25 protein-coding genes are annotated in these 23,847 nt (G+C 61.2%); 13 read left to right on the top strand and 12 right to left on the bottom strand.

Translation table 11 applies throughout. The features are described 5' to 3' along the window. The first annotated feature begins 33 nt into the window (after window positions 1–33). On the top strand, window positions 34–807 hold the full coding sequence (locus CAF63_RS11685) for a helix-turn-helix transcriptional regulator (RefSeq protein ID WP_085687466.1): 774 nt from the start codon (window positions 34–36) through the stop codon (window positions 805–807). Window positions 808–812: 5 nt separating this feature from the next. Here the strand turns inward: CAF63_RS11685 and CAF63_RS11680 are convergent, their stop codons facing one another. Beyond that, the gene (locus CAF63_RS11680) at window positions 813–1,754 is read right to left on the bottom strand and encodes a class I SAM-dependent methyltransferase (protein ID WP_085687468.1); all 942 of its coding nucleotides are present in this window, start codon (window positions 1,752–1,754) and stop codon (window positions 813–815) included. Further along, window positions 1,754–1,945, bottom strand: a complete 192-nt coding sequence (locus tag CAF63_RS11675) for a hypothetical protein (RefSeq protein ID WP_085687470.1) — start codon at window positions 1,943–1,945, stop codon at window positions 1,754–1,756. Before CAF63_RS11675 ends, CAF63_RS11680 begins: the two co-directional genes overlap by 1 nt. On the opposite strand from CAF63_RS11675, the gene CAF63_RS11670 reads away from it, so the two are divergent. Then, window positions 1,944–2,357 carry a response regulator gene (locus CAF63_RS11670; RefSeq protein ID WP_085687472.1) on the top strand — a complete coding sequence of 138 codons (414 nt, stop codon included), beginning with the start codon at window positions 1,944–1,946 and terminating at the stop codon, window positions 2,355–2,357. The two genes, CAF63_RS11675 and CAF63_RS11670, sit on opposite strands and share 2 nt — an antisense overlap. 63 nt (window positions 2,358–2,420) lie before the next feature. Further along, window positions 2,421–3,089, top strand: coding sequence for an HAD family hydrolase (locus CAF63_RS11665; protein WP_085687474.1), 669 nt, complete (start codon window positions 2,421–2,423; stop codon window positions 3,087–3,089). On the opposite strand, the gene CAF63_RS11660 is transcribed toward CAF63_RS11665, so the two are convergent. After that, window positions 3,083–3,742, bottom strand: a complete 660-nt coding sequence (locus CAF63_RS11660; RefSeq protein ID WP_085654273.1) for an isoprenylcysteine carboxylmethyltransferase family protein — start codon at window positions 3,740–3,742, stop codon at window positions 3,083–3,085. The two genes, CAF63_RS11665 and CAF63_RS11660, sit on opposite strands and share 7 nt — an antisense overlap. 132 nt (window positions 3,743–3,874) lie before the next feature. On the opposite strand from CAF63_RS11660, the gene CAF63_RS11655 reads away from it, so the two are divergent. Continuing rightward, window positions 3,875–4,792 carry a pyridoxal-phosphate dependent enzyme gene (locus tag CAF63_RS11655; protein ID WP_085687476.1) on the top strand — a complete coding sequence of 306 codons (918 nt, stop codon included), beginning with the start codon at window positions 3,875–3,877 and terminating at the stop codon, window positions 4,790–4,792. An 8-nt stretch (window positions 4,793–4,800) separates the two neighbouring features. Here the strand turns inward: CAF63_RS11655 and CAF63_RS11650 are convergent, their stop codons facing one another. Continuing rightward, complete coding sequence (locus CAF63_RS11650) at window positions 4,801–5,811, bottom strand: GlxA family transcriptional regulator (RefSeq protein WP_085687478.1); 1,011 nt, start codon at window positions 5,809–5,811, stop codon at window positions 4,801–4,803. 284 nt (window positions 5,812–6,095) lie between these two features. On the opposite strand from CAF63_RS11650, the gene CAF63_RS11645 reads away from it, so the two are divergent. Genes CAF63_RS11645 through CAF63_RS11635 form a run of 3 tightly spaced genes read left to right on the top strand, consistent with a single transcriptional unit; the run spans window position 6,096 to window position 8,348 of the window. Continuing rightward, window positions 6,096–7,118: an aldo/keto reductase gene (locus CAF63_RS11645; RefSeq protein ID WP_085687481.1), complete on the top strand. Its 1,023-nt coding sequence runs from the start codon at window positions 6,096–6,098 to the stop codon at window positions 7,116–7,118. Further along, a complete protein-coding gene (locus tag CAF63_RS11640) occupies window positions 7,115–7,912 on the top strand; it encodes an SDR family NAD(P)-dependent oxidoreductase (protein ID WP_085687483.1) in 798 nt (265 codons plus the stop codon). The genes CAF63_RS11645 and CAF63_RS11640 overlap by 4 nt, the downstream gene beginning before the upstream one ends. A gap of 25 nt (window positions 7,913–7,937) precedes the next feature. Further along, entirely contained in the window at window positions 7,938–8,348 is a 411-nt protein-coding gene (locus CAF63_RS11635; RefSeq protein ID WP_085687485.1) for an SRPBCC family protein, read from the top strand. Window positions 8,349–8,473: 125 nt separating this feature from the next. On the opposite strand, the gene CAF63_RS11630 is transcribed toward CAF63_RS11635, so the two are convergent. Next, the gene (locus tag CAF63_RS11630) at window positions 8,474–9,868 is read right to left on the bottom strand and encodes a HAMP domain-containing sensor histidine kinase (protein WP_085687487.1); all 1,395 of its coding nucleotides are present in this window, start codon (window positions 9,866–9,868) and stop codon (window positions 8,474–8,476) included. Further along, on the bottom strand, window positions 9,846–10,529 hold the full coding sequence (locus CAF63_RS11625; RefSeq protein ID WP_007952956.1) for a response regulator transcription factor: 684 nt from the start codon (window positions 10,527–10,529) through the stop codon (window positions 9,846–9,848). Before CAF63_RS11625 ends, CAF63_RS11630 begins: the two co-directional genes overlap by 23 nt. Before the next feature lie 190 nt (window positions 10,530–10,719). Between CAF63_RS11625 and CAF63_RS11620 the strand changes: the two genes are divergently transcribed. The 5 genes from CAF63_RS11620 (at window position 10,720) to hcnC (ending at window position 15,540) form a co-directional block, all read left to right on the top strand. After that, window positions 10,720–11,028, top strand: coding sequence for a hypothetical protein (locus CAF63_RS11620; RefSeq protein WP_085687821.1), 309 nt, complete (start codon window positions 10,720–10,722; stop codon window positions 11,026–11,028). A 193-nt stretch (window positions 11,029–11,221) separates the two neighbouring features. Continuing rightward, window positions 11,222–12,160, top strand: a complete 939-nt coding sequence (locus CAF63_RS11615; protein ID WP_085687489.1) for a hypothetical protein — start codon at window positions 11,222–11,224, stop codon at window positions 12,158–12,160. A 407-nt stretch (window positions 12,161–12,567) separates the two neighbouring features. After that, window positions 12,568–12,882, top strand: coding sequence for a cyanide-forming glycine dehydrogenase subunit HcnA (hcnA, locus tag CAF63_RS11610; protein ID WP_085687823.1), 315 nt, complete (start codon window positions 12,568–12,570; stop codon window positions 12,880–12,882). Continuing rightward, window positions 12,879–14,288 (top strand): cyanide-forming glycine dehydrogenase subunit HcnB, encoded by a 1,410-nt coding sequence (gene hcnB, locus CAF63_RS11605; RefSeq protein WP_085687491.1) that lies wholly within the window; start codon window positions 12,879–12,881, stop codon window positions 14,286–14,288. Before hcnA ends, hcnB begins: the two co-directional genes overlap by 4 nt. Continuing rightward, entirely contained in the window at window positions 14,281–15,540 is a 1,260-nt protein-coding gene (gene hcnC / locus CAF63_RS11600) for a cyanide-forming glycine dehydrogenase subunit HcnC (protein ID WP_085687493.1), read from the top strand. The genes hcnB and hcnC overlap by 8 nt, the downstream gene beginning before the upstream one ends. Before the next feature lie 129 nt (window positions 15,541–15,669). Here the strand turns inward: hcnC and CAF63_RS11595 are convergent, their stop codons facing one another. Continuing rightward, entirely contained in the window at window positions 15,670–17,478 is a 1,809-nt protein-coding gene (locus CAF63_RS11595) for a monovalent cation:proton antiporter-2 (CPA2) family protein (protein WP_085687495.1), read from the bottom strand. A 302-nt stretch (window positions 17,479–17,780) separates the two neighbouring features. On the opposite strand from CAF63_RS11595, the gene CAF63_RS11590 reads away from it, so the two are divergent. Continuing rightward, window positions 17,781–18,695, top strand: a complete 915-nt coding sequence (locus tag CAF63_RS11590; protein WP_039767273.1) for a LysR family transcriptional regulator — start codon at window positions 17,781–17,783, stop codon at window positions 18,693–18,695. Here the strand turns inward: CAF63_RS11590 and CAF63_RS11585 are convergent. The 5 genes from CAF63_RS11585 to CAF63_RS11565 all read right to left on the bottom strand — a co-directional run bounded on the left by CAF63_RS11585 (window position 18,685) and on the right by CAF63_RS11565 (window position 23,658). Beyond that, a complete protein-coding gene (locus CAF63_RS11585; protein WP_085687497.1) occupies window positions 18,685–19,455 on the bottom strand; it encodes a substrate-binding domain-containing protein in 771 nt (256 codons plus the stop codon). The two genes, CAF63_RS11590 and CAF63_RS11585, sit on opposite strands and share 11 nt — an antisense overlap. A gap of 10 nt (window positions 19,456–19,465) precedes the next feature. Further along, window positions 19,466–20,758 carry an MFS transporter gene (locus tag CAF63_RS11580; RefSeq protein WP_085687499.1) on the bottom strand — a complete coding sequence of 431 codons (1,293 nt, stop codon included), beginning with the start codon at window positions 20,756–20,758 and terminating at the stop codon, window positions 19,466–19,468. Window positions 20,759–20,901: 143 nt separating this feature from the next. After that, a complete protein-coding gene (locus CAF63_RS11575) occupies window positions 20,902–21,963 on the bottom strand; it encodes a M48 family metallopeptidase (RefSeq protein ID WP_085687501.1) in 1,062 nt (353 codons plus the stop codon). 27 nt (window positions 21,964–21,990) lie between these two features. Continuing rightward, window positions 21,991–23,037 carry a M48 family metallopeptidase gene (locus CAF63_RS11570; protein WP_085687503.1) on the bottom strand — a complete coding sequence of 349 codons (1,047 nt, stop codon included), beginning with the start codon at window positions 23,035–23,037 and terminating at the stop codon, window positions 21,991–21,993. A gap of 24 nt (window positions 23,038–23,061) precedes the next feature. Continuing rightward, window positions 23,062–23,658, bottom strand: a complete 597-nt coding sequence (locus CAF63_RS11565; protein WP_085687505.1) for a LemA family protein — start codon at window positions 23,656–23,658, stop codon at window positions 23,062–23,064. Between the last annotated feature and the right edge of the window lie 189 nt (window positions 23,659–23,847).

Raw genomic sequence — 23,847 nt, 5'->3', positions numbered from 1 at the left:
TTCCCATCATGGGTTACTCGAAAGGGGTAGTGCGTGGACGCGTTGTTGCAGGAATTGCCAGTGCATCAGAGCCTGTCGCGGATGTTCGCCACGGTCGGTCAGGACGGTTTCTGGCGGGCGCTGGTTGATACGCTGCGGTTGCTGGTGCCGCTGGACAATGCGCTGGTGGCGGTGATGCAGACGGGGCGGCCGCCGCAGTTGCTGATCGACTTCGACAGCCAGGGCCGCGCCGACGAGCAGGAAGAACTGGCTGGTTACTGTGCCGGCATGTACCTGCTTGATCCGTTCTATCAGGCTGCGGTCGCCGGGATCGCCGACGGTCTGCACAGCCTCGCGTCCGTGGCGCCGGACCAGTTTCTGCACAGCGAGTACTACCAGAGTTACTTCCGCTCGGTGGTCGGCGCGGATGAGCTGCAATTTCTGCTCAACCTCGACGACGGCGTGCTGGGCTTGTCGATGGGCCGTTCGACGGCATTCAGTTTGCAGGAGCAGGGGCGACTGCTCTGCGTTCGGGACTGGGTGCTGTCAGCGATGCGTCGGCATGTGCAGTTGATGCCGCCGCAAGGCGCGATAGCGGAATCATCGATTGGCGATCTGGCGACATTGCTGGATCGTTTCGACGCTCGGCTGACTGCGCGCGAGATCGACACGGCGCGCCTGATTCTCCAGGGTTTTTCCAGTAAGGCCATCGCCCAGCACATGAACATTTCGCCGGAGACCGTGAAGGTGCATCGGCGCAATCTCTATCACAAGCTCAATGTCACCGGACACGGCGAGTTGTTTGCGCTGGTGCTGCGGCCGCGCTGAACGGGTCAGCCGATCTGCTTGAACAGCAGCGCCTTCAGACCGCTTTCAGGGTCGATGTCCGGAAACTCCGGCGGGTTCTCCAGCCGTTGCTCGAAGCGCAGGCTCGGCGCCTCCTGGGTCACACCGTCGATCAGGAAATCCGAACCGAACGAAGGATCGTTCATGCATGCGAGCACTGTGCCCTGCGCGGTGAGCAATTCCGGCAGACGACGCAGCACACGCTGGTAATCCTTGGTCAGCAGAAAACTGCCTTTCTGGAACGATGGCGGGTCGATGATCACCAGATCGTACGGGCCGCTGTTGATCACCTTGCCCCAGGATTTGAACAGGTCGTGGCCGAGGAAACTCACCTTGCTCAGGTCATGCCCGTTCAGGCGGTGATTGTCGCGGCCCCGGCTCAGTGCAGCACGGGACATGTCGAGGTTGACCACATGGCTGGCACCGCCCTCGATGGCCGCCACCGAGAAGCCGCAGGTGTAGGCGAACAGGTTAAGCACGCGTTTGCCGGCAGCCTGTTCGCGCACCCAGTTGCGGCCGTAACGCATGTCGAGGAATAGCCCGGCGTTCTGTTTGCGGCCCAGATCCACGCGGTATTTCAGCCCGCCCTCGACGATGGTCATTTCGTCGATTTCTTCACCCAGCAGCCATTCGGCTGTGCTCTGCGGCAGGTAACGATGCTGGATCAGCAAAGTGTGGGCACCGGACTGCTTCCATGGCGCCGAGCCGGTGATTTCCAGCAACAGGCGCTTGAGGTCTTCCAGCTGCGAAGCCTCGGGCTCCTTGAACAACGACACCAGCACCACGCCTTGCAGCCAGTCCACGGTGACTTGCTCCAGCCCCGGCCAGCAACGCCCGCGCCCGTGGAACAGGCGCCGGGTTTCGGCCGGTGCCGAAGTCAGCGCGGTGAGCAGGTGGGCATGGAGAACGGCGAGGGCTTGAGGGTTCATCAATCGGGATCGGCCAACAAAAGGGCGCGCATTTTAACCGCAATTACCCGTCGGCGACTGCCCGTTAACCGGGTGTTATCGAAAAGACCTGTATCAAAAATGAATTTCTGTACAAGGCGCTGCTCATACCAGATAAGCAGCGCCATCAAGTCGCTGAAAATGTTCATGCAATTCAGGGAGTGCCAGTTCATGTGTCCAATTCCGACGTCGAGCGCGCACCTTCCTGGCGGGTTGATTCTGGTGGTCGAGGACGATCCGTTGATTCTGGAGTTTCTGTGCGAAATTCTTCAGGAGGAAGGTTTCAAGGTCGAGCCGCAGACCAGTGCCGATGCGGCCTCGCAATACCTGGAAAAGCACGCGCCGGAAGTCGCGCTGCTGCTCACCGACATCACCATGCCCGGCACGCTTAACGGCGCCGACCTGGCCAATCTGGTCGGCGAGCGCTGGCCGGACAAACCAGTGATGGTCATGTCCGGTTATGAAACACCGGAAACCTCGGGCGTGAAGCATCCGGTGGCGTTCATCAAGAAGCCTTGGGCCATCGGCCAGTTGCTCGATTGTGTGGACAGCGCGTTCAAATCCAGGGCACCGCGTCTGCACTGAAGCGTCCCGCAAGTGCTACATTGCCGGGCATCGTTGCCCGGCCCCTTGCGAGGAAGTGATCTTTTGTCTGCTCACGATGCTGTTTTCAACCGCGCGTTCGGCGCGTTCCTGTTCGACATGGACGGCACCGTCCTCAACTCCATCGCCGCCGCCGAGCGGATCTGGTCCGCCTGGGCCGTGCGCCACGGGGTGAACGTCGAAACGTTCCTGCCGACCATCCACGGCGTGCGCGCCATCGACACCATCACGCGTTTGAACCTGCCGGGCGTGAACGCCGAGGCGCAAGCGGCGTTCATCACTGAAGCAGAAATCGAAGACGTCGAAGGCATCGTCGAAATCCCCGGCGCGGCGGCGTTTCTCAAGTCGTTGCCGGCAGATCGCTGGGCCATGGTGACCTCGGCGCCCCGGGATCTGGCGTTGCGGCGGATGGCGGCGGCAGGGATCCCGGAGCCAGCGGTGATGATCACTGCCGAAGACGTGAGCGCGGGCAAACCTGATCCGGCCGGATATCGCCTGGCGGCCAAGCGTCTGGGGCTGGAACCGGCGGACTGCCTGATTTTCGAAGACGCCACCGTCGGTATTCAGGCTGCTGAAGCCGCTGGTGCGCCGTTGATGATCATCACCACGACTCACCAGCATCCCCTTGAAACCGCCCACGCGACCATCGCCAGTTACCACGACATTGCGTTGAGCATCGACAGCGACGGCCAGTTGCGTCTGCAACCTCAATAAACGCCGGGCACCAAGCGCCAGCTGCGCGCGCAATAAGCGTCGTATTCGGCGCCGAACTGCGTGCGCAGCAGAGCCTCCTCGGAGTGGATGCGGGCGATCAGCGGGATCAGCGTCAGCGCCGCCAGCAACAGGCCGACCACCGAGCGAAATGCCAGGGCCCAGCCGATCGCATTGATCACCAGCCCCAGATAACTGGGGTTGCGCAGATGCCGGTAGATGCCTTCGGTCACAAGCCGATGTCCCGGTTGAATCGCCACCAGCCCGCTGAACCGGTGGCCCAGCACAAACACCGGCCACAAACGCAATCCGCCGCCGACGATAAACAGCAACGCTCCCAGCCAACGGGTGCCTTCGCGGCCAATGGTCCAGAAACCGATGCGGTCGCAGTAGGCCGGCAGAAAGGCACTGACCAATCCGATTACCGCAAACGCCGGAATCACCCAGCGATTGGCCCGGTCCTCCCGTTCGCCGGTGCTCAGGTTCACTTCCGTAAACAGTGAAGCCACCACCATGGCCAGCGTGGCCAGGGCCACCACGACCAACGCGCCGTGAGAAAAAAACACCGCCACGCCACCGATGCCCCACATCGCCAGACCCAGATAGGCGAGGGTAGCCAGCACCGCGACGACGGTCATTTGCGCAGACATTTTCATAAACACCTCACGGCTGTTGCGTTCAGTGTAGATCCCGGCACGATCCCCGCCGTTTAACCGTTCGCAGGGGCGTGGACTAAACTTCAGGCAGAGACGTTCCGATCATTCGATTCACCGCTTCGGGAGTCCGCCATGCTGCACATTCGCACGCCGTTGATCCTCCACCCGATGCTCTCGACGCCTGGCCGGCGCATCTGGCTGAAGCTGGAAAACCTGCAACCGAGTGGTTCGTTCAAGCTGCGCGGCATGGGCCTTTTGTGCAGTCAGGCAGCGGCGCAGGGCAAACGTAAGGTCGTGTGCCCGTCCGGCGGAAATGCCGGGCTGGCCACGGCGGTTGCAGCGGTCAGTCTTGGCCTGAAAGCCTGCATTGTGGTGCCGCACACCACCCCGGAGGCGACCCGGGCACGCATCCGCCGTGTCGGTGCCGAGGTGATTGTCCACGGCAAGGTCTGGGACGAGTCCAATCAACGGGCGCGCGAACTGGCCAGCGCGGCGGACACTGAATACGTGCCGGCCTTCGACCACCCGGTACTGTGGGAAGGGCACAGCACGATGGTCGATGAGATTCTTGAGGACTGCCCACAAGTCGATACGGTGGTCACGTCGGTCGGCGGCGGTGGATTGCTGGCGGGGATTCTCACCGGTCTGCTGCGCCATGACCGTCGCGATTGCCGGGTGATCACCTGCGAGACTCAAGGGGCGGCATCGTTTGCCGCCGCCATGCAGGCCGGTCATCCGGTGCGTCTGAGCAAAATAGACACCGTCGCCACATCGCTGGGCGCTGCTCAGGTGGCGGACTGGCCCGTGCAGCACCTCGGCGAATTCGATCACGAATGCCTGGTGCTCTCGGACGATGACGCGATCACGGGCGTGGTGCGTTACGCCAATGATCTGCGGCAACTGGTTGAGCCTGCCTGTGGTGTTTCACTGGCGGCGGCCTATCTCGATCATCCTGCGCTGGCCGAGGCCCATGATGTGGTGATCATCGTCTGTGGCGGCGTCAGTATCAGTGCACAATTGGTTGCCGGCTGGGCCCGGCTGGTTGCTTGAGTCGAATGTTAACGGGAGAAGCGCTGGCGATACTCGCGTGGTGAAATCCCCAAGTTGCGCTGGAAGGTGTAACGCATCCGGTCTTCGACGCCGAAACCGCAGGCGAGGGCGATCTGGTCGATATTGCGTTCGGAGTCTTCGAGCAGTCGCCGCGCGGTTTCCACCCGCAACAACTCCACAGCCTTGGCCGGCGTACGGCCGGTTCGGAGTTTGTAGACCCTGGCGAAATTGCGTGGGCTCATTCGCGCCTCACGGGCCAGCACCTCCACGGTCAGCGGTTCGCCGGCAAGGTTTTCGGCGATCCACCGGTGCAAGTCATCAAACACCGCGCTGTCTTCGGTCTGGGCCTGCAACAGTTGGCTGTACTGAGCCTGGCCACCGGCACGCTTGAGGTACACCACCAGTTCCCGGGCGACTTGCAGCGCCACTTCGCGTCCACAGTCCGCTTCCACCAGTGCCAGGGCAAGGTCGATACCGGCTGTGACGCCGGCACAAGTCCACACCCCGTCGTGCTGGACAAAAATCGCATCGCCGTCGACCTCGATCGAAGGGAAACCGCTCTTGAGCATGTCGCACATTGCCCAGTGAGTCGCAGCACGGCGGCCGTCCAGCAGATCGGCCTGAGCCAGCAGAAACGTGCCGCTGCACACCGATGCAGTGCGCCGTGCGCCGGCCGAAGCCTGTTTCAGCCAGGCAATCATCGGTCCGGAACCGGCCATTACCTGCACGATGTTCGGAGAACCGGGAACGATCAGCGTATCGATGTCGATGGCCGCGAAGTCGCTCACCGGCACAGTGTCCACGGCCAACCCTTCGGCGGTCGGGATCAGTCCGCCCGTGAGGCTTGCGGTGTAGCGATCGTACCCGGGCAGGCCGCGCTCGGTCATGGCTTTGGTGGCGGCCCAGAACACCGTTTGCGCGCCGGTCAGGTCAAGCAGTCCCATGTCGGGGTAGGCCAGAAAGACCACGCTGCGCGGGCGAGGAGGGACGTCAGGTCTGGAGGCGTTTTTCATGAGCATGGCCTGTTTCATTGCCTGAGGTGCCAGGCGGGCGGGGGAGGATAGACTGCAAATGTCCCGAAAAACCGGCGTGGCAGGATTTCCGGGATATATGTCATCCGGACGCCTGAAAGGTCAACTCACTGTAGACGAGCGTCGGCGGTTCATTCACCAACGCAGGCTACGCTGAGCGCATCAGACCTTTTTGGACTCAAGTTCTGCACATTATGTCTTGGACGGTCTTTCCGGAGAAATCTAGGATGTGCTCAAGGTCAAGACCGACCACGACACGCGAGGACAGCATCATGAGCTTGAAAGACAAACTGCCCAGCCAACTGGGCTTCGGCACGGCGCCACTGGGCAACATGTTCCGCGCCATTCCTGAAGATGAAGCGCAGGCCACCGTGCACGCGGCTTGGGAGGCCGGCGTGCGTTACTTCGACACCGCGCCGTTCTACGGCTCGGGCCTTTCGGAAATCCGCCTCGGCGAAGCACTGTCCCGCTACAAGCGCGACGATTATGTGCTCAGCACCAAGGTTGGCCGGGTGATTCTCGATGAAGTCGAAGACGCCGCTGCCCGGGATCTGGGCGAGAAAAGCGGAGTGTTCGAACACGGCCGCCCGAACAAGATCGTCAACGACTACAGCGCCGACGCCACCTTGCGTTCGATCGAAGACAGCCTCAAGCGTCTGAAAACCGATCGCCTCGACATCGTCTGGGTCCATGACATCGCTCAGGATTTCTACGGCGACCAATGGCTCGAGTATTTCAATCAGGCCCGCACCGGTGCCTTCAAAGTCCTGACCCGCCTGCGTGAAGAAGGCGTGATCAAGGGCTGGGGCCTGGGCGTGAACAAGGTCGAGCCGTGCGAGTTGACGCTGGACCTGACCGAGGCGCAGCCTGACGGCTTCCTGTTAGCCGGCCGCTACACCTTGCTTGATCACGATCGTGCCTTGCAGCGCTTGATGGATTCGGCGCGGGCGCAGAACGTTGAAATCGTTGTCGGTGGCCCTTATAGCTCGGGGATCCTGGCCGGCGGCGCGCACTTCGAATACCAGAAGGCCAGCCCGCAAATCATTGCCAAGGTCGAGCAGATCAAACGCATCGCCGCTGCCCACGGCGTCGATGTCAAAGCGGCTGCACTACAATTCTCGCTGGCCAATCCGGCCGTGGCAGCCGTGATTCCCGGCGCGAGCAAGCCTGGGCGCATCGCTGAAGATGTGGCGGCGCTGTCGGCGGTCATTCCGGCCGGTTTCTGGCAGGCCATGCGTGAAGCGAAACTGGTGTCCGAACGTGCACCATTACCCATCGACGAGGTGAAAGCATGAAGATCGATCTGAGCGGAAAACTGGCGATTGTCAGCGGTAGCACGGCGGGCATCGGTTTGGGCATCAGCCAGTCGCTGGCCGAGGCAGGCGCTACGGTGGTGGTGATCGGTCGCGACGCGGCCAAGGTCGAGCAGGCGCTGGCGAGCATTCGAGACAAGGTGCCGGGCGCACAACTGCGCGGCCTGACGGCGGATCTGGGCACGGCCGAAGGCGCGCAGAAACTGTTCGCCGCCGAACCGAAAGCCGACATCCTGGTGAACAACCTCGGTATCTACAACGCCGTGGATTTCTTCGACGCGCCGGACGATGAGTGGACGCGCTTCTATGAAATCAACGTGATCTCCGGCGTGCGCCTGTCGCGGCACTACGTCCCGGCGATGGTCGAGCAGGGCTGGGGCCGGGTGATCTTCCTGTCTTCAGAATCCGGCGTGGCCACCCCGGCGGACATGATCAACTACGGCGTGACCAAGAGCGCCAACCTCGCGGTCTCCCATGGCCTGGCCAAACGCCTGGCGGGCACCGGGGTTACGGTCAACGCGATCCTGCCGGGGCCGACCTTCACCGACGGTGTCGAGGAAATGCTCAAGGATGCCGCCGCCGAATCTGGCCGCAGCCTGCGGGACGAGGCTGACGCGTTTGTGCGCCGGGCCCGTCCGAGCTCGATCATCCAGCGCGTAGCGGATGTCGAAGAAGTCGCGCACCTGGTCACCTACATCGCTTCACCGCTGTCCTCAGCCACCACCGGCGCCGCTTTGCGGGTCGACGGCGGCGTGGTCGACAGCCTGGCTATCTGAATTTATCGAGAGAGACTTTTTATTTATGGCAACAGCATCAGCAACGATCGACATCCCGGCTTCGGCCGATCAGGTCTGGCAATTGATTGGCGGTTTCAACACCTTGCCGGACTGGCTGCCGTTCATTCCCAATAGCGAGCTGAGCGAAGGCGGGCGCGTGCGCACGTTGCAAACCGCTGACGGTGCAGTGGTGGTCGAGCGTCTGGAAACGTTCGATAACGCGGGCAAAACCTACAGCTATTCGATCGTGGAGGCACCGTTTCCGGCCACCGATTATCTGGCGACGATTCGCGTAGAAGCCCAAGGGCAGGGCGCGAAGGTGACGTGGTCGGGACGCTTCACGGCCAAGGGTGTGAGCGATGAGGAAGTGGTGGCACTGTTCAGCGGCATCTATCAGGGCGGCCTCGAGGCGTTGCGCGCCAACTACCCAACCTGACAGGCATACCACGACCCCTTGTGGGAGCGAGCTTGCTCGCGAAAGCAGTTGATCAGTTTACAGATGTGTTAACTGATACTCCGCCTTCGCGAGCAAGCTCGCTCCCACAAGTTCGGCAGGTGTTTTCAGGACTGTGAAATCAGGCTCTGCCGACAATCCAGCACCAGCTTCGCCCCGCCCAGATCGCTGCGTCCCACCTCAAGGCTGAACCCGTGCAGGTTGACGATCGCCGCGACAATCGACAGTCCCAGGCCAAAGCCATTCTGCGGTTGCCCGCCCTCGGCGCGGTAGAAGCGCTGGAACACCGCCTCCCGTTCGGACTCGGGAATGCCGGGCCCGGAATCGTGCACTTCGATCCGGGTGTGTCCCGCATCATTCGCCCCACGCAAAATCACTATCCCCCCGGCGGGTGTGAACTTGATCGAATTGCTCAACAGGTTTGCCAGCGCTTCAAACAGCAACGCACGATCACCGTTCAGCATTGGCAGGGTTTCCGGCAGTTTCAGCTCGAAGCGCAGTTCATCTTCCTCGGCCAGCGGCAGATAAAACTCGTGCAGTTCCTGCAGCAGCAACACCGGATCGAGCTCGACAAACCCCGAGCGCCGCTGTCGATCCTCCAGTTCGGAAATCCTCAGCAACCCGCGAAACCGCGCCATCAACGTATCGGCCTCGGCCAGCACCAGATCCAGTTGCGCCGCTTCCGGCGAGCCTTCGCCGGCCTGTTGCTGCATACGATAAAGCTGCGCGCGTAAACGGGTCAGCGGGGTGCGCAGGTCATGGGCAATGTTGTCGCACACGCCTTTGACTTCGTTCATCAAGCGCTCGATGCGATCGAGCATGGCGTTGACGATGGCGGCGAGCATGTCCAGCTCATCGCGGCGATTGGACAGCGGCAAACGGTGGGTCAGGTCGCCGGCGACAATCGACTGGGCGCTGGCCTGGATCGCGCGGATCCGCCGCAGCGGCCGACGACGCAGCAAATGCCAGCCGATGATTCCCGGCACAATCGTCAGCGACACGCCCCAGAGCAAGGCATGCAGAATGATCTTCGTCACCGCGAACAGCGAGCCGTTGTCGCGCAACAACACCAGCCAGCGGCCGTCGCGGGTCGGGGTGGCTACCGCGTCGCAGCTGTCGTTGGGCAGGGTCGGGTCGTCGGAGTCGGCGCACTCGCTGAGCATGTGGATCTTGCCGTCCAGCGGCAGACCCTCGGGGATCTTCTGCAACGCGCCGCCGAGGTAGCGATGCTGGGCATCAAACAGGCCGTAGGCGTCGATGCCACGAATGTCGAAAGTCATGCTGGCGGCGAGCGCGTCTTCCAGCTGATCGCCGCGAAAATGCGAAAACAGATGCTGACGTTGCATCAGCGAGTGCTTGGCCAGGTTGTCGAGATAACCGGACACCTCGAAGTACATGACCCCCATGAGGATCGCACTCCAGGCCACGAACAACGAACTGTACAGCGCCAGCAAACGGCTGCTGGAGGAACGCCAACCGTCAGACGGGTTCGGCAATGACATAACCCGAGCCTCGCACCGTGCGGATCAGCGGGACATTGCCCGGCGGGTCGATCTTCTTGCGCAGACGGCCGATGTGCACGTCGATCAGGTTGGTGCCGGGGTCGAAGTGATAGCCCCAGACTTCCTCGAAAATCATCATCCGCGACAGAATCTGGCCGCTGTTGCGCATCAAAAATTCCAGCAACTTGTATTCGGTCGGCAGCAGCGTAAGAACCTGCTCGGCGCGACGGGCTTCGTGGCTGATCAGGTCGAGTTGCAGATCCGCCACCTGCAACGTGGTCGGCTGGGCGCCGTTGCTGTTCTGCCGACGCAGCAATACTTCGACCCGGGCGGCCATTTCATCGGTGGCGAACGGTTTGGTCAGGTAGTCATCGCCGCCGGCGCGCAAGCCACGCACGCGCTCGTCGACGTCGGAGAGGGCGCTGATCATCAGGATCGGCGTCGCCACGCCCATGGTGCGCAGGGTGGTGACGATGGCCAGGCCATCGAGTTCCGGCAGCATGCGGTCGAGGGTGATCAGGTCGTAGTTGCCGCTGACCGCGCGGTCCAGGCCTTCACGGCCGTTGTCGACCCAATCCACGTCGAGGCCGTGGCTGCTCAATTCGGCGACGATTTCACGGGCGGTCACGGCGTCGTCTTCGATGGTCAGGATGCGAGTCATGGTGGGCCTGCTGATCGGTTGAAACGGAATGGCAGCATTTTGCCAAGATTTTGCGGTGACGCTTTAAATTAACTTTCATGTTGTAGCCGTCATTAGTCGCAGTCGCCGAATTATTTTGTGAAACGTTGATATCATCTGGCCATATTTTTCAAGGAATGATGCCGTGAGCCGATTGATTCGTGGTGGCTGGATGCCGATGGCGGGGATGTTGCTGGCGCTGCTGAGCGCTTCGGCACTAGCCGCCAACACCCCGTGTTCCGGGAAGAAGGGCGGCATCGATCGCTGCGACGGCGATCTGTTCGTGTGCAATGACGGCTCCATCAGCGGCTCGAAAAAGAGCTGCGCCGCCATGTTCGGCAGCCGCGAACAGGCGCGACCTCAACAATTTCTGCAAAGCAATGACGGCTGTGATTGTGGCACCGGTTCGTTCTGCACCGGGCCGCGCGGCGGCGTGTATTGCCTGACTCCGAGTGGCAAGAAAAGCTACAAACGCAAATGATCGGGATTTTGTGCCAATGCATAAAACCCGCTGTTATCGACCTGTTGTTGCAATTTGCATGGATCTGGGAAGTTCAGACTTTTTAACTGATTGAATCCAAACGATTTATTTAATGTTGGCGACTGGCACGGTCACTGCAATTCCTCTGATGACGAGTTGTAACACTATTTTTCATGCCGGGAGCAGAACAACAATGAATAGATCCTCAGATGGGTTTTATCCTGCCTTCGAAGGCGAGTCGAGCAACGTCTCAGGGGTGTCCTGGGGCGCGATCTTCGCTGGAGCCGCAGCCGCTGCGGCGCTGTCGTTGATTCTGGTGCTGCTCGGTTTCGGTCTGGGCTTTTCCGCTGTTTCACCGTGGGCCGGAGAGGGCGTCAGCGCCAAGGGCCTGGGCATTTCAACGATCATCTGGCTGGCCGCGACACAAATCATCGCTTCGGGACTCGGTGGCTACATCGCCGGTCGCCTGCGGGTGAAATGGGCCAACATGCACGGTGACGAGGTGTACTTCCGCGACACCGCCCATGGCTTCCTCGCCTGGTGCGTGGCGACATTGGTCACCGCGACGCTAGTGGTCGGCTCGGTCAGCAGCATCGTCAGCGGTGGTGTGCAAGCCGGTGCAAGTGTTGCTGGTGGCGCAGCCAGTGCGATGACCCAAGCAGCCGGCACCGCAGCGTCCAACACTGACAGCGATCAGTACGGCTACTTCGTCGACAGCCTGTTCCGCGACGATCGTCCCGCCGCCGTCAGCGACGACGCCGCCCGTGGCACCGTGACCCGGATCTTCGCCCAAAGCCTGGCCAACGGTCAGCTCAGCGCCGAAGACCGTAGCTACCTCGCCCAACTGGTCGCCCAGCGTACCAACCTGACCCAGGCCGACGCCGAACGTCGGGTCGATGAAATCTACGCCCGCACCCAGAAGGCAATCGCCGACGCCAAGGTTAAAGCGCAACAGGCCGCCGACACCGCCGCCAAAGTCGCTGCCTGGACTTCGTTGTGGATGTTCATCGCGCTGCTGGCCGGTGCGTTCTTCGCCAGCCTCTCGGCCACCTTCGGCGGTCGCCGCCGGGATGCGGTCGAGTACGTCGAAGTCGAAACCTACACCACGACCACGCTGCCGCCAGTCCGTTAATCAAGGAGAATCACCATGCGCTCACTACTGCTGTTTTTCCTCGGCGTTCCGATCCCGATCATCATCCTGATCGCCCTGTTCGTGCACTGATTCCTTGAGGCTCATGCCTTGGCCGCTTCCACCTTCGGGTTGAAGCGGCTTTTTTCTGTTTGCGCAGTGTCGAAGGCGCAGAACCGTACAGTCATTTCCATGGCCTGGATCAATATTCGTCGGCGCAATATCCCCTACCGTGAAATTTCCAGGCCCTTGCCGCTGGATCGACTACATTGCTTGCGCGCACTTTGCTGCGCGAGCAGGAATAAACCTGCCGGCCCGATAGAGAGCGATAAACCCGACGAGCCGGCGAGGTGTAGTGCAGCAAGGAGCTGTTTCAACCTCACCTGAACTTTTCACGGATGATCATTGCAATGCACTGCCTAGAAAGAACCTTCGATATCCAGCCTTTGACGCAGGCGGATATGACTGTCCACATCAACGGCCAGCCGGTCACCGCCGCCATCGGCGAGACCGTGCTCAGCGTCATTCAATCCCTCGGGGTGCGCCAGGTCGCGCGCAACGATCACAACCAGATCAGCGGTGCCTATTGCGGCATGGGCGTGTGTCAGTGCTGCCTGGTGAAAATCAACGGCCGGCACAAACGCCGCGCCTGCCAGACCGTGGTGCGCGAGGGCATGCTGATCGAAACCCAGGTAAACCGTATTCACGGGCAGGAGGTGCTATGAGCCTGCATCCGGTGATCGTCGGCGGTGGCCCGGCGGGAATGGCGGCGGCCATCGAACTGGCCCTGCATGGGGTGCGCTGCACCTTGCTCGAAGAGGCGTCGCGCCTGGGCGGCGTGGTCTATCGCGGGCCGCTGCGTGATGGTGTGCAGCTGGATTATCTGGGGCCGCGCTATTCCGAGGCGCTGGGCAAATTGCACGGTGATTTCCAGGAGCAGTCCGGGCTGATTGACGTGCGCCTCAACCACCGCGTGGTCGGCGCCGAAGGCACGCGCTCGCTGGTGGTGCTGGACGGCGACGAGCGTCTGCACGAAATCGAATACTCGCAGTTGCTGCTGGCCGCCGGTTGCCACGAACGCAGCGTGCCGTTTCCCGGCTGGACCTTGCCCGGCGTGATCATGCTCGGTGGCCTGCAATTGCAGATCAAAAGCGGCGTGGTCAAACCACAGGGCCCGGTGGTGATCGCCGGCACAGGGCCGTTGTTGCCGCTTGTGGCAACCCAGCTGCACGCGTCGGGTGTGAGCGTTGCCGGCGTCTACGAGGCCTGTGCGTTCGGCAAGATCGCCAAGGAAAGTCTGGCGCTGCTGAACAAGCCGCAGCTGTTCCTCGATGGCTTGAGCATGCTCGCCTATCTGAAATTGCACGGCATCCCGATGAACTACGGCTGGGGCGTGGTCGAGGCGCACGGCGAAGGCGAACTGAAAAGCGTCAGCGTGGCGCCGTACTCGGCAACGTGGGAGCCGGACATGAGCCGCGTTCAACGCTTCGAAGCGAAGACCCTCGCGGTCGGCTACGGCTTCATCCCGCGCACGCAACTGAGCCAGCAGATGGGTCTGGACCACGGCTTCAGCGACGATGGCTACCTGCGCGCCAACGCCAACGTCTGGCAGCAAAGCAGCGAACCGCATGTGCATCTGGCCGGTGACATGGGCGGGATTCGCGGTGGCGAAGCGGCAATGCTGGCCGGCAAGATCGCGGCGACCTCGATCCTGCTGCAACGCGGTGTGCTCGAAGAGGAATTGGCGCGAGTCCGTCGTGATCGCTACCTGGGCAAACTCAAAGCCATCGTGCGTTTCCGCGCGGCGGTGGACCGCTACACCGAACGCGGCGTCGGGCAGACCGCATTGCCGGCCGCCGACACGGTGATCTGCCGCTGCGAACACGCGACCCGCGCCGACATCGACCGCGCGCTGGAGCAGGGCGTGCAAGACATCGCCAGCCTGAAAATGCGCACTCGCGTAAGCATGGGCGACTGTCAGGGGCGGATGTGTGTCGGTTATTGCAGCGACCGCTTGCGTCAGGCCACCGGGCGCAAGGATGTCGGCTGGCTGCGGCCGCGTTTTCCGATCGATCCGATTCCTTTTTCCGCGTTCCAGTACCTCGGCACGGAGGCCGTTTCCCATGAGTAAGTTCTATGACGTGGTCATCGCCGGCGGCGGTGTGATCGGCGCGTCCATCGCCTATCAGTTGTCCAAGCGCAAAGACCTCAAGGTCGCGTTGATCGATGCCAAGCGTCCGGGCAACGCGACCCGCGCTTCGGCCGGTGGCTTATGGGCGATTGGCGAGTCGGTGGGCCTCGGTTGCGGGGTGATTTTCTTCCGCATGATGTCGGCCAATCGCAAGCGCGAAACCCAGGGCGCGGCGGTAGCGGTGGATTCCAGCACGCCGCACATTTTGCCGCCGTCGTTCTTCGATTTTGCCTTGCAGTCCAACGCGCTGTACCCGGCGCTGCACCGTGAGTTGAAAGACAATCACGGAATGGATTTCAAGTTCGAAAAGACCGGGCTCAAATTCGTCATTTATGACGATGAGGACCGGTTGTACGCCGAGCACATCGTCGGCTGCATTCCGCACCTGGCCGATCAGGTGCGTTGGCTCGATCAGGCTGCATTGCGTGAATCCGAGCCGAGCGTCAGCCATGAGGCGCGCGGGGCGCTGGAGTTTCTCTGCGATCATCAGGTCAGCCCGTTCCGCCTGGCCGATGCCTACACCGAAGGCGCCCGGCAGAATGGCGTGGACATGTACGTCAACACCAATATCACCGGCGTGCTGCATCACGGCACGCGAGTGACTGGCGTGCAGACGGCCGAAGCCGGGGTGTTTCACTGCAAGACCCTGATCAACGCGGCCGGTGCCTGGGCGGCGGATTTGAGCGAGTGGGCCACGGGAATCCGGATTCCGGTGAAACCGGTGAAAGGACAGATCCTGCTCACTGAGCGTCTGCCGAAAATCCTCAACGGTTGCCTGACCACCAGCGATTGCTACATGGCGCAAAAGGACAACGGCGAAATCCTGATCGGCAGCACCACCGAGGACAAGGGCTTCGACGTCACCACCACTTGGCCGGAAATTGCCGGGCTGGTGCAGGGCGCGGTGCGTTGCCTGCCGGAACTGGCGGACATCAACCTCAAACGCACCTGGGCCGGGCTGCGGCCGGGCTCGCCGGACGAGTTGCCGATTCTCGGGCCGATGGCCGGGGTGGAGGGGTATCTCAACGCCTGCGGGCATTTCCGCACCGGGGTGCTGACGTCGGCGATTACCGGGGTGTTGCTGGACAAACTGGTCAACGATGAACCGCTGCCACTGGACATCACGCCGTTTCTGGCGGACCGGTTTGAAGTGGCGCTCGTTGAGACGAAACCCGAACTGGAGATGGCCTGACCACAGCTCCCTGTGGGAGCGAGCTTGCTCGCGATTGCGGAGTATCAGGAACAGAAAATTCGACTGACACTCCGCAATCGTATCGCCGCCCGGAGCAAGCTCGCTCCCACATTTGGAACTCTGAAAACGTCAGGGCTTGCCCGATTGTTCTTCCAGTTGATCCGACTCGAACAGTCGGGCCAGTTCCGCCCGCGCTTCCTGTGCGGTCTGCAGCACTTTGGCCGCGTCGTCATACACCGCGTGTTGCGCCTCGAGCACCTGTTCGTCATGGTGCTTGAAGCGCTTGATCCGCGCGTCTGCCTGGGCCTGGGTCAAGCCAAGGCCAACCAGCGTGCGGCGGCTCATTTCCAGACTTGAGTAATAGGTCTCCCGGATCGGATCGGCCCCCACATCCACCAACCGATGCACATGCTGCCGGTTACGCGCCCGGGCGATGATCTTCATGTGCGGGTAGAGCTTGCGCACGATCTCGGCAGTTTTGATGTTGGTTTCCGGATCGTCCGTGGCAATCACGAAATATTCCGCCTCACCAACCTTGGCCGCGTTGAGGATTTCCGGCCGCATCGGGTCACCGTAGAACACCGGCACACCACCAAAACTGCGCGACAGTTCGATGGTTTCCACCGACGTATCCAATGCCACGAACTTGATGTTCTGCGCCCGCAGGATCCGCGCCACGATCTGACCCATCCGGCCCATGCCGGCGATCACGACACGTGGGGTTTCGGTTTCGATCTGGCGGAATTTCTCAGGCACTTCTACCGGCTGCACTTTCGGGCTGACCAACCGTGCGCAGACCAGCAGCAACAACGGCGTGACCGCCATCGACAGGGTGATGGTGAGCACCAGCAGGTCATACAGACGCGGTTCGAACAGGCCCTGATCGCGGCCGATCTTGAACACTACAAACGCGAATTCACCGCCCGCCGCCAACACGATGCCCAGGCGAATCGCGCTGACCTTGCTCAATCCACCGGCCAGACGCCCGACCACAAACAGTAACGGCAACTTCAACGCGATCAGTAGCAGCGTCAGCCCCAGCACCGTGATCGGCGCACTGAGCAGCAGACTGAGGTTGGCGCCCATGCCGACGCTGATGAAAAACAGCCCCAGCAGCAGGCCCTTGAACGGCTCGATCTGCGCTTCCAGCTCATGGCGATATTCCGAATCCGCCAGCAGCAGGCCGGCGAGAAACGCGCCCAACGCCATCGATACCCCCACCATGTCCATCAGCCACGCAGTGCCGATTACTACCAGCAATGCGGTGGCGGTGGACACTTCCGGCAGACCGGTTTTTGCCACCACGCGGAACACCGGGCGCAACAGATAACGACCGCCGATCACCACCACGGCGATGCTGCCCAGTACCTGCAGACTGTGACGCACATCGTCGGCAGTGCTGGTGTGGTGATCGACGCCCGCAAGCATCGGCACCAGCGCGATCAGCGGGATTGCGGCGATGTCCTGGAACAGCAGAATCGCAAACGCCAGCCGCCCGTGGGGGCTGGTCAGTTCCTTGCGTTCAGCGAGGCTTTGCAAGCCGAACGCGGTGGACGACAGCGCCAGACCCAGGCCCAAGACAATCGCGCTGTTCAACGGCTGGCCGAACACCGACAACGCCAGCACACCAATCACCGAACCGGTCAGCAGCACCTGCGCCAGACCCACGCCAAACACCGATTTACGCATCACCCACAAACGTCGCGGCGACAGCTCAAGACCGATGATGAACAACAGCAGCACCACGCCCAGTTCCGAAATGTGGCTGACGCTTTGCGGATTGCCGATCAGGCCCAGCACCGACGGGCCGATGATCACCCCGGCAAACAGATAGCCGAGCACCGCGCCCAGTTGCAGGCGCTTCGCCAGGGGAACGGTGACTACGGCGGCCAGAAGAAAGACGACAGCGGCTTGTAACAGATTGCCTTCATGGGGCATGAGCGGAACTCCAGTAACGCGGTACGGCGGGGGCGACAAGGATAAAGGTTGCAACGATTCAAGATCCACTGACGATCCAACTGTGGGAGCGAGCTTGCTCGCGAAAAGGGCGTGTCAGACGGCCTGTCTGCTGAATGACACACCGCTTTCGCGAGCAAGCTCGCTCCCACAAGGGACTCGGACGATCTCAGGCTATGTGAACACTCTAGGGCAGCACATGCTTGAGCAGATGTGCTTCTGTAATAATTTGCATCAATTGGTTACATTTATAGCCTCAGCGAATCAATCCTCCAGAGTCTTCCATGGCCATCAACTTCGACCTCAACGACCTGCAAGCCTTTCGCGCGGTGGTCGAGCAGGGCAGTTTCCGCAAGGCCGCCGACACCGTGCGCCTGTCGCAACCGGCCCTGAGCCGGCGCATCGAAAAGCTCGAAGACGCCCTCGGCGTGAAGCTGTTCGAACGCACCACGCGCAAGGTCAGCCTGACCCAGGCCGGACGCGGTTTCATGCCCAGCGTCGAACGCTTGCTCGACGATCTGGACGTGGCGTTGCTGGGCATCAGCGAAGTCGCCTCGAATCGGCAGGGCCACGTCACGGTCGCTTGCGTGCCGTCGGCGGCGTACTACTTCATGCCGAGCGTGGTCGCCCGTTATCACCAGCAGTTTCCGCGCATCAAAGTCAAAGTCCTCGATTCCAGCGCCCACGACGTGCTGAGCGCGGTGGTCAATGGCGAGGCGGATTTCGGTCTGAGTTTCATGGGCACTCAGGAGGCGGGCGTGGATTTTGAGCCGCTGGTGCAGGAGAGCTACGTGGTCGCCTGTCGCCGCGATCATCCGCTGGCCGGGCGCAGCAGCGTGACCTGGGATGAGTTCTACCGGCAGGATTACATCTCGCTCGACAAGACCTCGGGCAACCGTTTTCTGCTGGATCAGGCTTTGGCCAAAGTGGTGCCGCAACGCCCGAGCATCTGCGAGACGCGGCATGTGACGACCATGATCGGTCTGGTGGAAGCGGGGCTGGGCGTGGCGGCGGTGCCGTTGATGGCGATGCCGGCGGCGGATCATCCGATCCTGACGCGGGTACCGCTGACCGAACCACAAGTGATGCGCAGCGTCGGCATCATCAAACGCCGGGGCCGTACGCTGACCCCGGCGGCACTGGAACTGGAGCGGCTGGTGGTGGAAATGAAAGTCCAGCCGCCGACGGTCAGCGCTTGACCGAGTCCAGCCCGGTGGCCTGAACGTCAGGCTGGGCGGCAGGCGCGGCCAGATAAGCGAGCAAGGCTTTCGCTTCCTCTGGATGCTGCGCACCCACCGGAATCCCTGCTGCAAACCGTGTTACCGACTGCACCGATTCCGGAATCTTCGCCACAAAACTCACCCCTGGCACCGGCAGCAACTCGCTGACCTGCTGGAAGCCCAGTTGATAGTCGCCCGTGGCGACCACCGAACCCACCGGGATTTTCGGGATCATCTTCGCCTTCGGTTTCAGCTGATCTTCGATACCGAGTTTCTTGAACAACTGCTGCTCGATGTACACGCCGCTGGCGCTGTCGGAGTAGGCCACCGATTTTGCATCCAGCAGGGTTTTCTTCAGGGCATCGACGTTGCTGATGTCCGGTTTCGGCGCGCCTTCGCGCACTACCAGGCCAATTCGCGAATCCGCCAGTTCCACCCGCGACGCCGGATCAACCTTGCCTTGTTTGATCAGATCATCGAGGGCGTAGCCGACCATGATCACCACATCGGCCTTTTCGCCACGGGCAAGGCGATTGGGGATTGCCTCCGGCGCCTTGCCCATCGACGGGCCGAGTTGGGTGTCCAGGGTGTTGCCGGTGGCGGCAGCGAATTTCGGCCCGAGGATCTTGTAGGCGGCGGTAAAACCGCCGGAGGTCATGACCCGCAACTCTTCGGCCTGGGCCGCAACGTTGAACGCAAGACCGGCGAGCAGGGCTGTAACGGTAAACAGTTTTTTCATGGTGATGTTCTCAGGCAGTAGCAGGTTGCAGACGACCGCCGGCGCGGCGATACAGATACAGCGTCGCACCCAGTGCGCAGAGCGCGCCGATGCTCATCCAGTAACCCGGAGCGGCTTTGTCGCCGGTGTACTGGATCAGGAAGGTCGACATCGCTGGCGTGAATCCGCCGAACACGGCGGTGGCGAGGCTATAGGCCAGGGAGAAACCGGCCACGCGCACTTCTACCGGCATGATTTCGGTCAGGGCCGGAATCATCGCGCCGTTGTACAGGCCGTAGATAAACGACAACCACAACAGCGACAGCAGCATGTGGCTGAAGCTTGGCGCCTGCACCAGATACGACAGCGCCGGATAAGTGGTGGCCAGCGCCAGCAGCGCCATGGCGATCAGCACCGGACGGCGGCCGACGCGATCGGACAATGCGCCGCCAATCGGCAGCCAGAAGAAGTTGGAAACGCCCACCAGCAGCGTCACCAGCAACGCATCGGAGGTGCTCAGGTGCAGCACGGTTTTACCGAAGGTCGGTGCGTACACGGTGATCAGGTAAAACGCGGTGGTGGTCAGGGCAACCATCAGCATCCCGCCCAGCACTACGCCCCAGTTCTGACCGAGGGTGCGGAACACTTCCTTCATGCTCGGACGATGTTTACGAGCGGCGAACTCTTCGGTTTCCGCCAGATTGCGTCGCAGAAAGAAGATGAACGGGACGATCATGCAGCCGACGAAAAACGGAATCCGCCAGCCCCAATCGGCGACCGCTTGCGGTGCCATCCACTGGTTCAAGCCATAACCCAGCGCAGCGGCGACGACGATGGCCACCTGCTGACTGGCCGACTGCCAGGCGGTGAAAAAGCCTTTGCGACCGGGCGTGGCGATCTCCGAGAGATACACCGAAACCCCACCCAGTTCCGCACCCGCGGAGAAGCCTTGCAACAGCCGCCCGATCAACACCAGCGCCGGGGCAAACAGGCCGATGGTTTCATATCCGGGCACCAGCACAATCAGGATCGTGCCGCTGGCCATGATCGACAGGGTGACGATCAGACCTTTGCGCCGACCGACGTCATCGATGTACGCGCCGAGCACAATGGCCCCCAGCGGACGCATCAAAAAGCCTGCGCCGAACACTGCAAAAGTCATCATCAGAGAGGCGAACTCACTGCTCGCCGGGAAGAACACCGCCGCGATCTGCGTGGCGTAGAAACCGAACAGAAAGAAGTCGAACTGTTCGAGGAAGTTACCCGAGGTGACCCGGAAAATGGCGCCGGCCCGCGAGCCGCCGTGTGGGATTGAGGCTGTCATAGAAAAGTACTCCACCGCTTTTATGACGTGCGCGACGGGGAGGCGGCGCACGGTTTTTATTGGGGCGGATAGTGGCGCGCAGGGATCGATTTGTTAATTGCATAGTTGGCATGGATTGATGTGCTAAGCGGATCAATGGCGTGCTATGGCGGCTCTTTCGTCGGCGCTGCCCGCACGGTTCTGGCGACCATCGAGTCCTGCTGTGGTTCGGTGACGTTCACGAAAGTCCCATTCCAGTCAGGGTCTATCCTGCGAATGCGTTCACGCAGATCCGGATGGCCCGAGAGCAGATGAGCGCTGGAAGTGCCAGGGCCGAAAAACAGGTGGCTGAACTCGGCGACGCGGGCGGCTTTGAGGGTCGAGCCGATTTTATACCCGCCGATTTTTTTCAGCGCCCCGGCGATACTGTCGGGGTTGCGGGTGTATTGCACGGCCGTCGCATCGGCCAGGAACTCGCGTTGCCGGCTGACTGCAGCCTTGATCAGGTTGCCGAAGAACGTCCCGGAGAATCCGACGATGCACAGTGCAGTGCCAAACATGCTGACCAGGATGGTCGGCTGCTTACGATTGGCAGATGAGTGTGGTGTGTCCTCAAGACCGCGCAAGAGATGGTTTCCCGCCAACCCGATCACCATGATCCCGTGAACGATCGCGACCAGTTGGGTGTTCAGGCGCATGTCGCCGTTGTAGATGTGGCTGAATTCGTGGGCGATAACGCCTTGCAGTTCATCGCGTGACAACAGGCTTATCGCACCTTGAGTGACGCCAATCACTGCATCCTGAGGAGCGAGGCCGGCAGCAAATGCATTGATGCCCAGATCTGGTAGCAGATACACGGGAGGGACTGCGGTGCCGGACGCCAACGCCATTTCCTCCACCACGTTGACCAGGCGGCGCTCTTCCAGAGTCCGCGCGTCATGGTTGATCAGACGACCGCCCAAACGGCGCGCGACCACTTTGCCGCCCCCTTTCAGTTCAACGTATTTGGCCAGCCCGCCGAGCAACACAACAGCCGTTACCAGTGCTGCGACGGTCGTGAAAAACTGCCAGTTCGACGCCATGTTCTCGAGCGTTTTGCCGTATGAGAACGGCAGAATCAGGAGCATGCAAAACACAAGAATCAGGCTGAGTACGGCAAAAAACATCAAAATCACGAGCTGCACCGAGCGATGTTTGGCCCGGCGCTGTTGTTCGAAGAAATTCATCTAGCCATCCGTGGGCGTGGATTTTAATCAATCCGCCGTTGCCGCCACCTGATCTGGCACCGGTTTTTCGGTTGCGGCAGCCGTCTTAAAACTCCCATCCCACTGCGGATCGATCCGACGAATCCGCACGTTCAGATCAGGGTGGGGCGCAAACATCCGGCTCAGCCAACCTGAGCCGCCGGTGCTGAAAAACAAATGACTGAACTCGGCGGCACGGGGCGAGCTGATTACCGAGCCTTGTGCATGGGCGCCGATTTTTTTCAGGGCGCCGACAATGCTTTGCGGATTGCGCGTGTATTGCACCGCGCTGGCATCAGCGAGGAACTCACGCTGACGACTGACTGCGGCCTTGATCAGATTGCCGTACAGATTCCCGATAAGCCCGGCCACGCACAGTGCGGCACCGAGCGCAAAAACCACCAGCATCAATCGCACGTCGCGTTTGTCGCGCTTGAGCAGGCTGGCCAGTATGTAAGTGCCGGCCAGCCCCAACACCAACAGGCCGTGCACCACTGCCACCAGTTGCGTGTTGAGGCGCATGTCCCCGTTGAAAATGTGGCTGAATTCGTGGGCGATCACCCCTTGCAGTTCTTCTCGGGTCAGTAGTTTCACTGCGCCACGGGTCACACCAATGGCCGCGTCCTCCGGTTTAAATCCGGCCGCGAAGGCATTGATGCTTTCGTCGGGTAACAGATACACCGCTGGCATGCGGGTGCCGGAGGCAATCGCCATTTCTTCGACGACGTTCATCAACCGCTGCTCGTCTAGGGTACGCACATTGCCATTGAGCAGGCGGCCACCCAGTTTCTCGGCGACGACTTTGCCGCCCGCGCGCAGTTGCCGATATTTCAGCAGACCGCCAATCACCACGATGCTGCTGATGAACAATGCAATAACGGCCATTGCCAGAAACGCATCCGCCAGCGTGCCAGTCCCGCTCAGATAATCCTCAAAACCATTGAAGACGAAGGGCAGGCTGGTCATCCCGATCAGCATGACAATCGCCAGAATCATCAGGTAAATCAGCCGTGATGTCTGGTTTCGAGCTTGGGTCTGTCGTTCAAAAAAGTTCATCGGGTCATCCATGGAGAGCAGCAATCAGAAAGAAACGTTGGGCGCGGTCTTGATGGCCAGCGTATCGGCAAACTTCAACGGAACCGCGTCCTCGCGATGGCCAAAACTGGTCGCCAGCAGCACCGCCGGAAAACTCTGCTTGAGCGTGTTGTAGGCCATCACCGCGTCGTTGAACGCCTGACGCGCGAAGCTAACCTTGTTTTCGGTGCTGCTCAGTTCTTCGCTCAGTTGTTGCATGTTCTGCGACGCCTTGAGCTCCGGATAGGCTTCCAGCGTCAGGTTCAGTCGACCCACGGCGCTGCCGAGTGCGCTGTCCGCCAGCCCCAATTGCGCGATGTTCTGGGCGCTGCCCGGTTTCGCCTGTGCAGCCTCAAGTCCGGCCACGGCGGCATTGCGTGCGGCGATCACGGCTTCAAGGGTTTCGCGCTCATGGGCCAGATAACCCTTGGCGATGCTGACCAGATTGGGGATCAGGTCATAGCGGCGTTTGAGCTGCACTTCGACCTGGGCAAATGCGTTCTTTATCTCGTTGCGCCGGGCAACAAGTTTGTTGAAAAGAGTGACAGCGTAGAGCCCCAGAAGCGCAAGCAATACCAGATTGACGATGAGGTAGATCTTCACGGTGATGTCCTTATTCACTCGGCGGGGGCGCGCGATCTTATCGCAAATGGATGCCGTTGACTGCATTGGCCCGGTGGCGGGTTAGCCCGGATCGCGTTCCGGAGCGTGGCTACAATCTCAACTTCCATCAATAAACAAGGAATGATTCCAGAACCCCGCAGTCGGAGTTCAGGTATCAAACATCTGAAG

It is taken from the genome of Pseudomonas sp. B20(2017) (genome assembly GCF_002113125.1).
GTDB lineage: Bacteria > Pseudomonadota > Gammaproteobacteria > Pseudomonadales > Pseudomonadaceae > Aquipseudomonas.
This window is presented reverse-complemented; position numbering and strand designations above follow the sequence as displayed.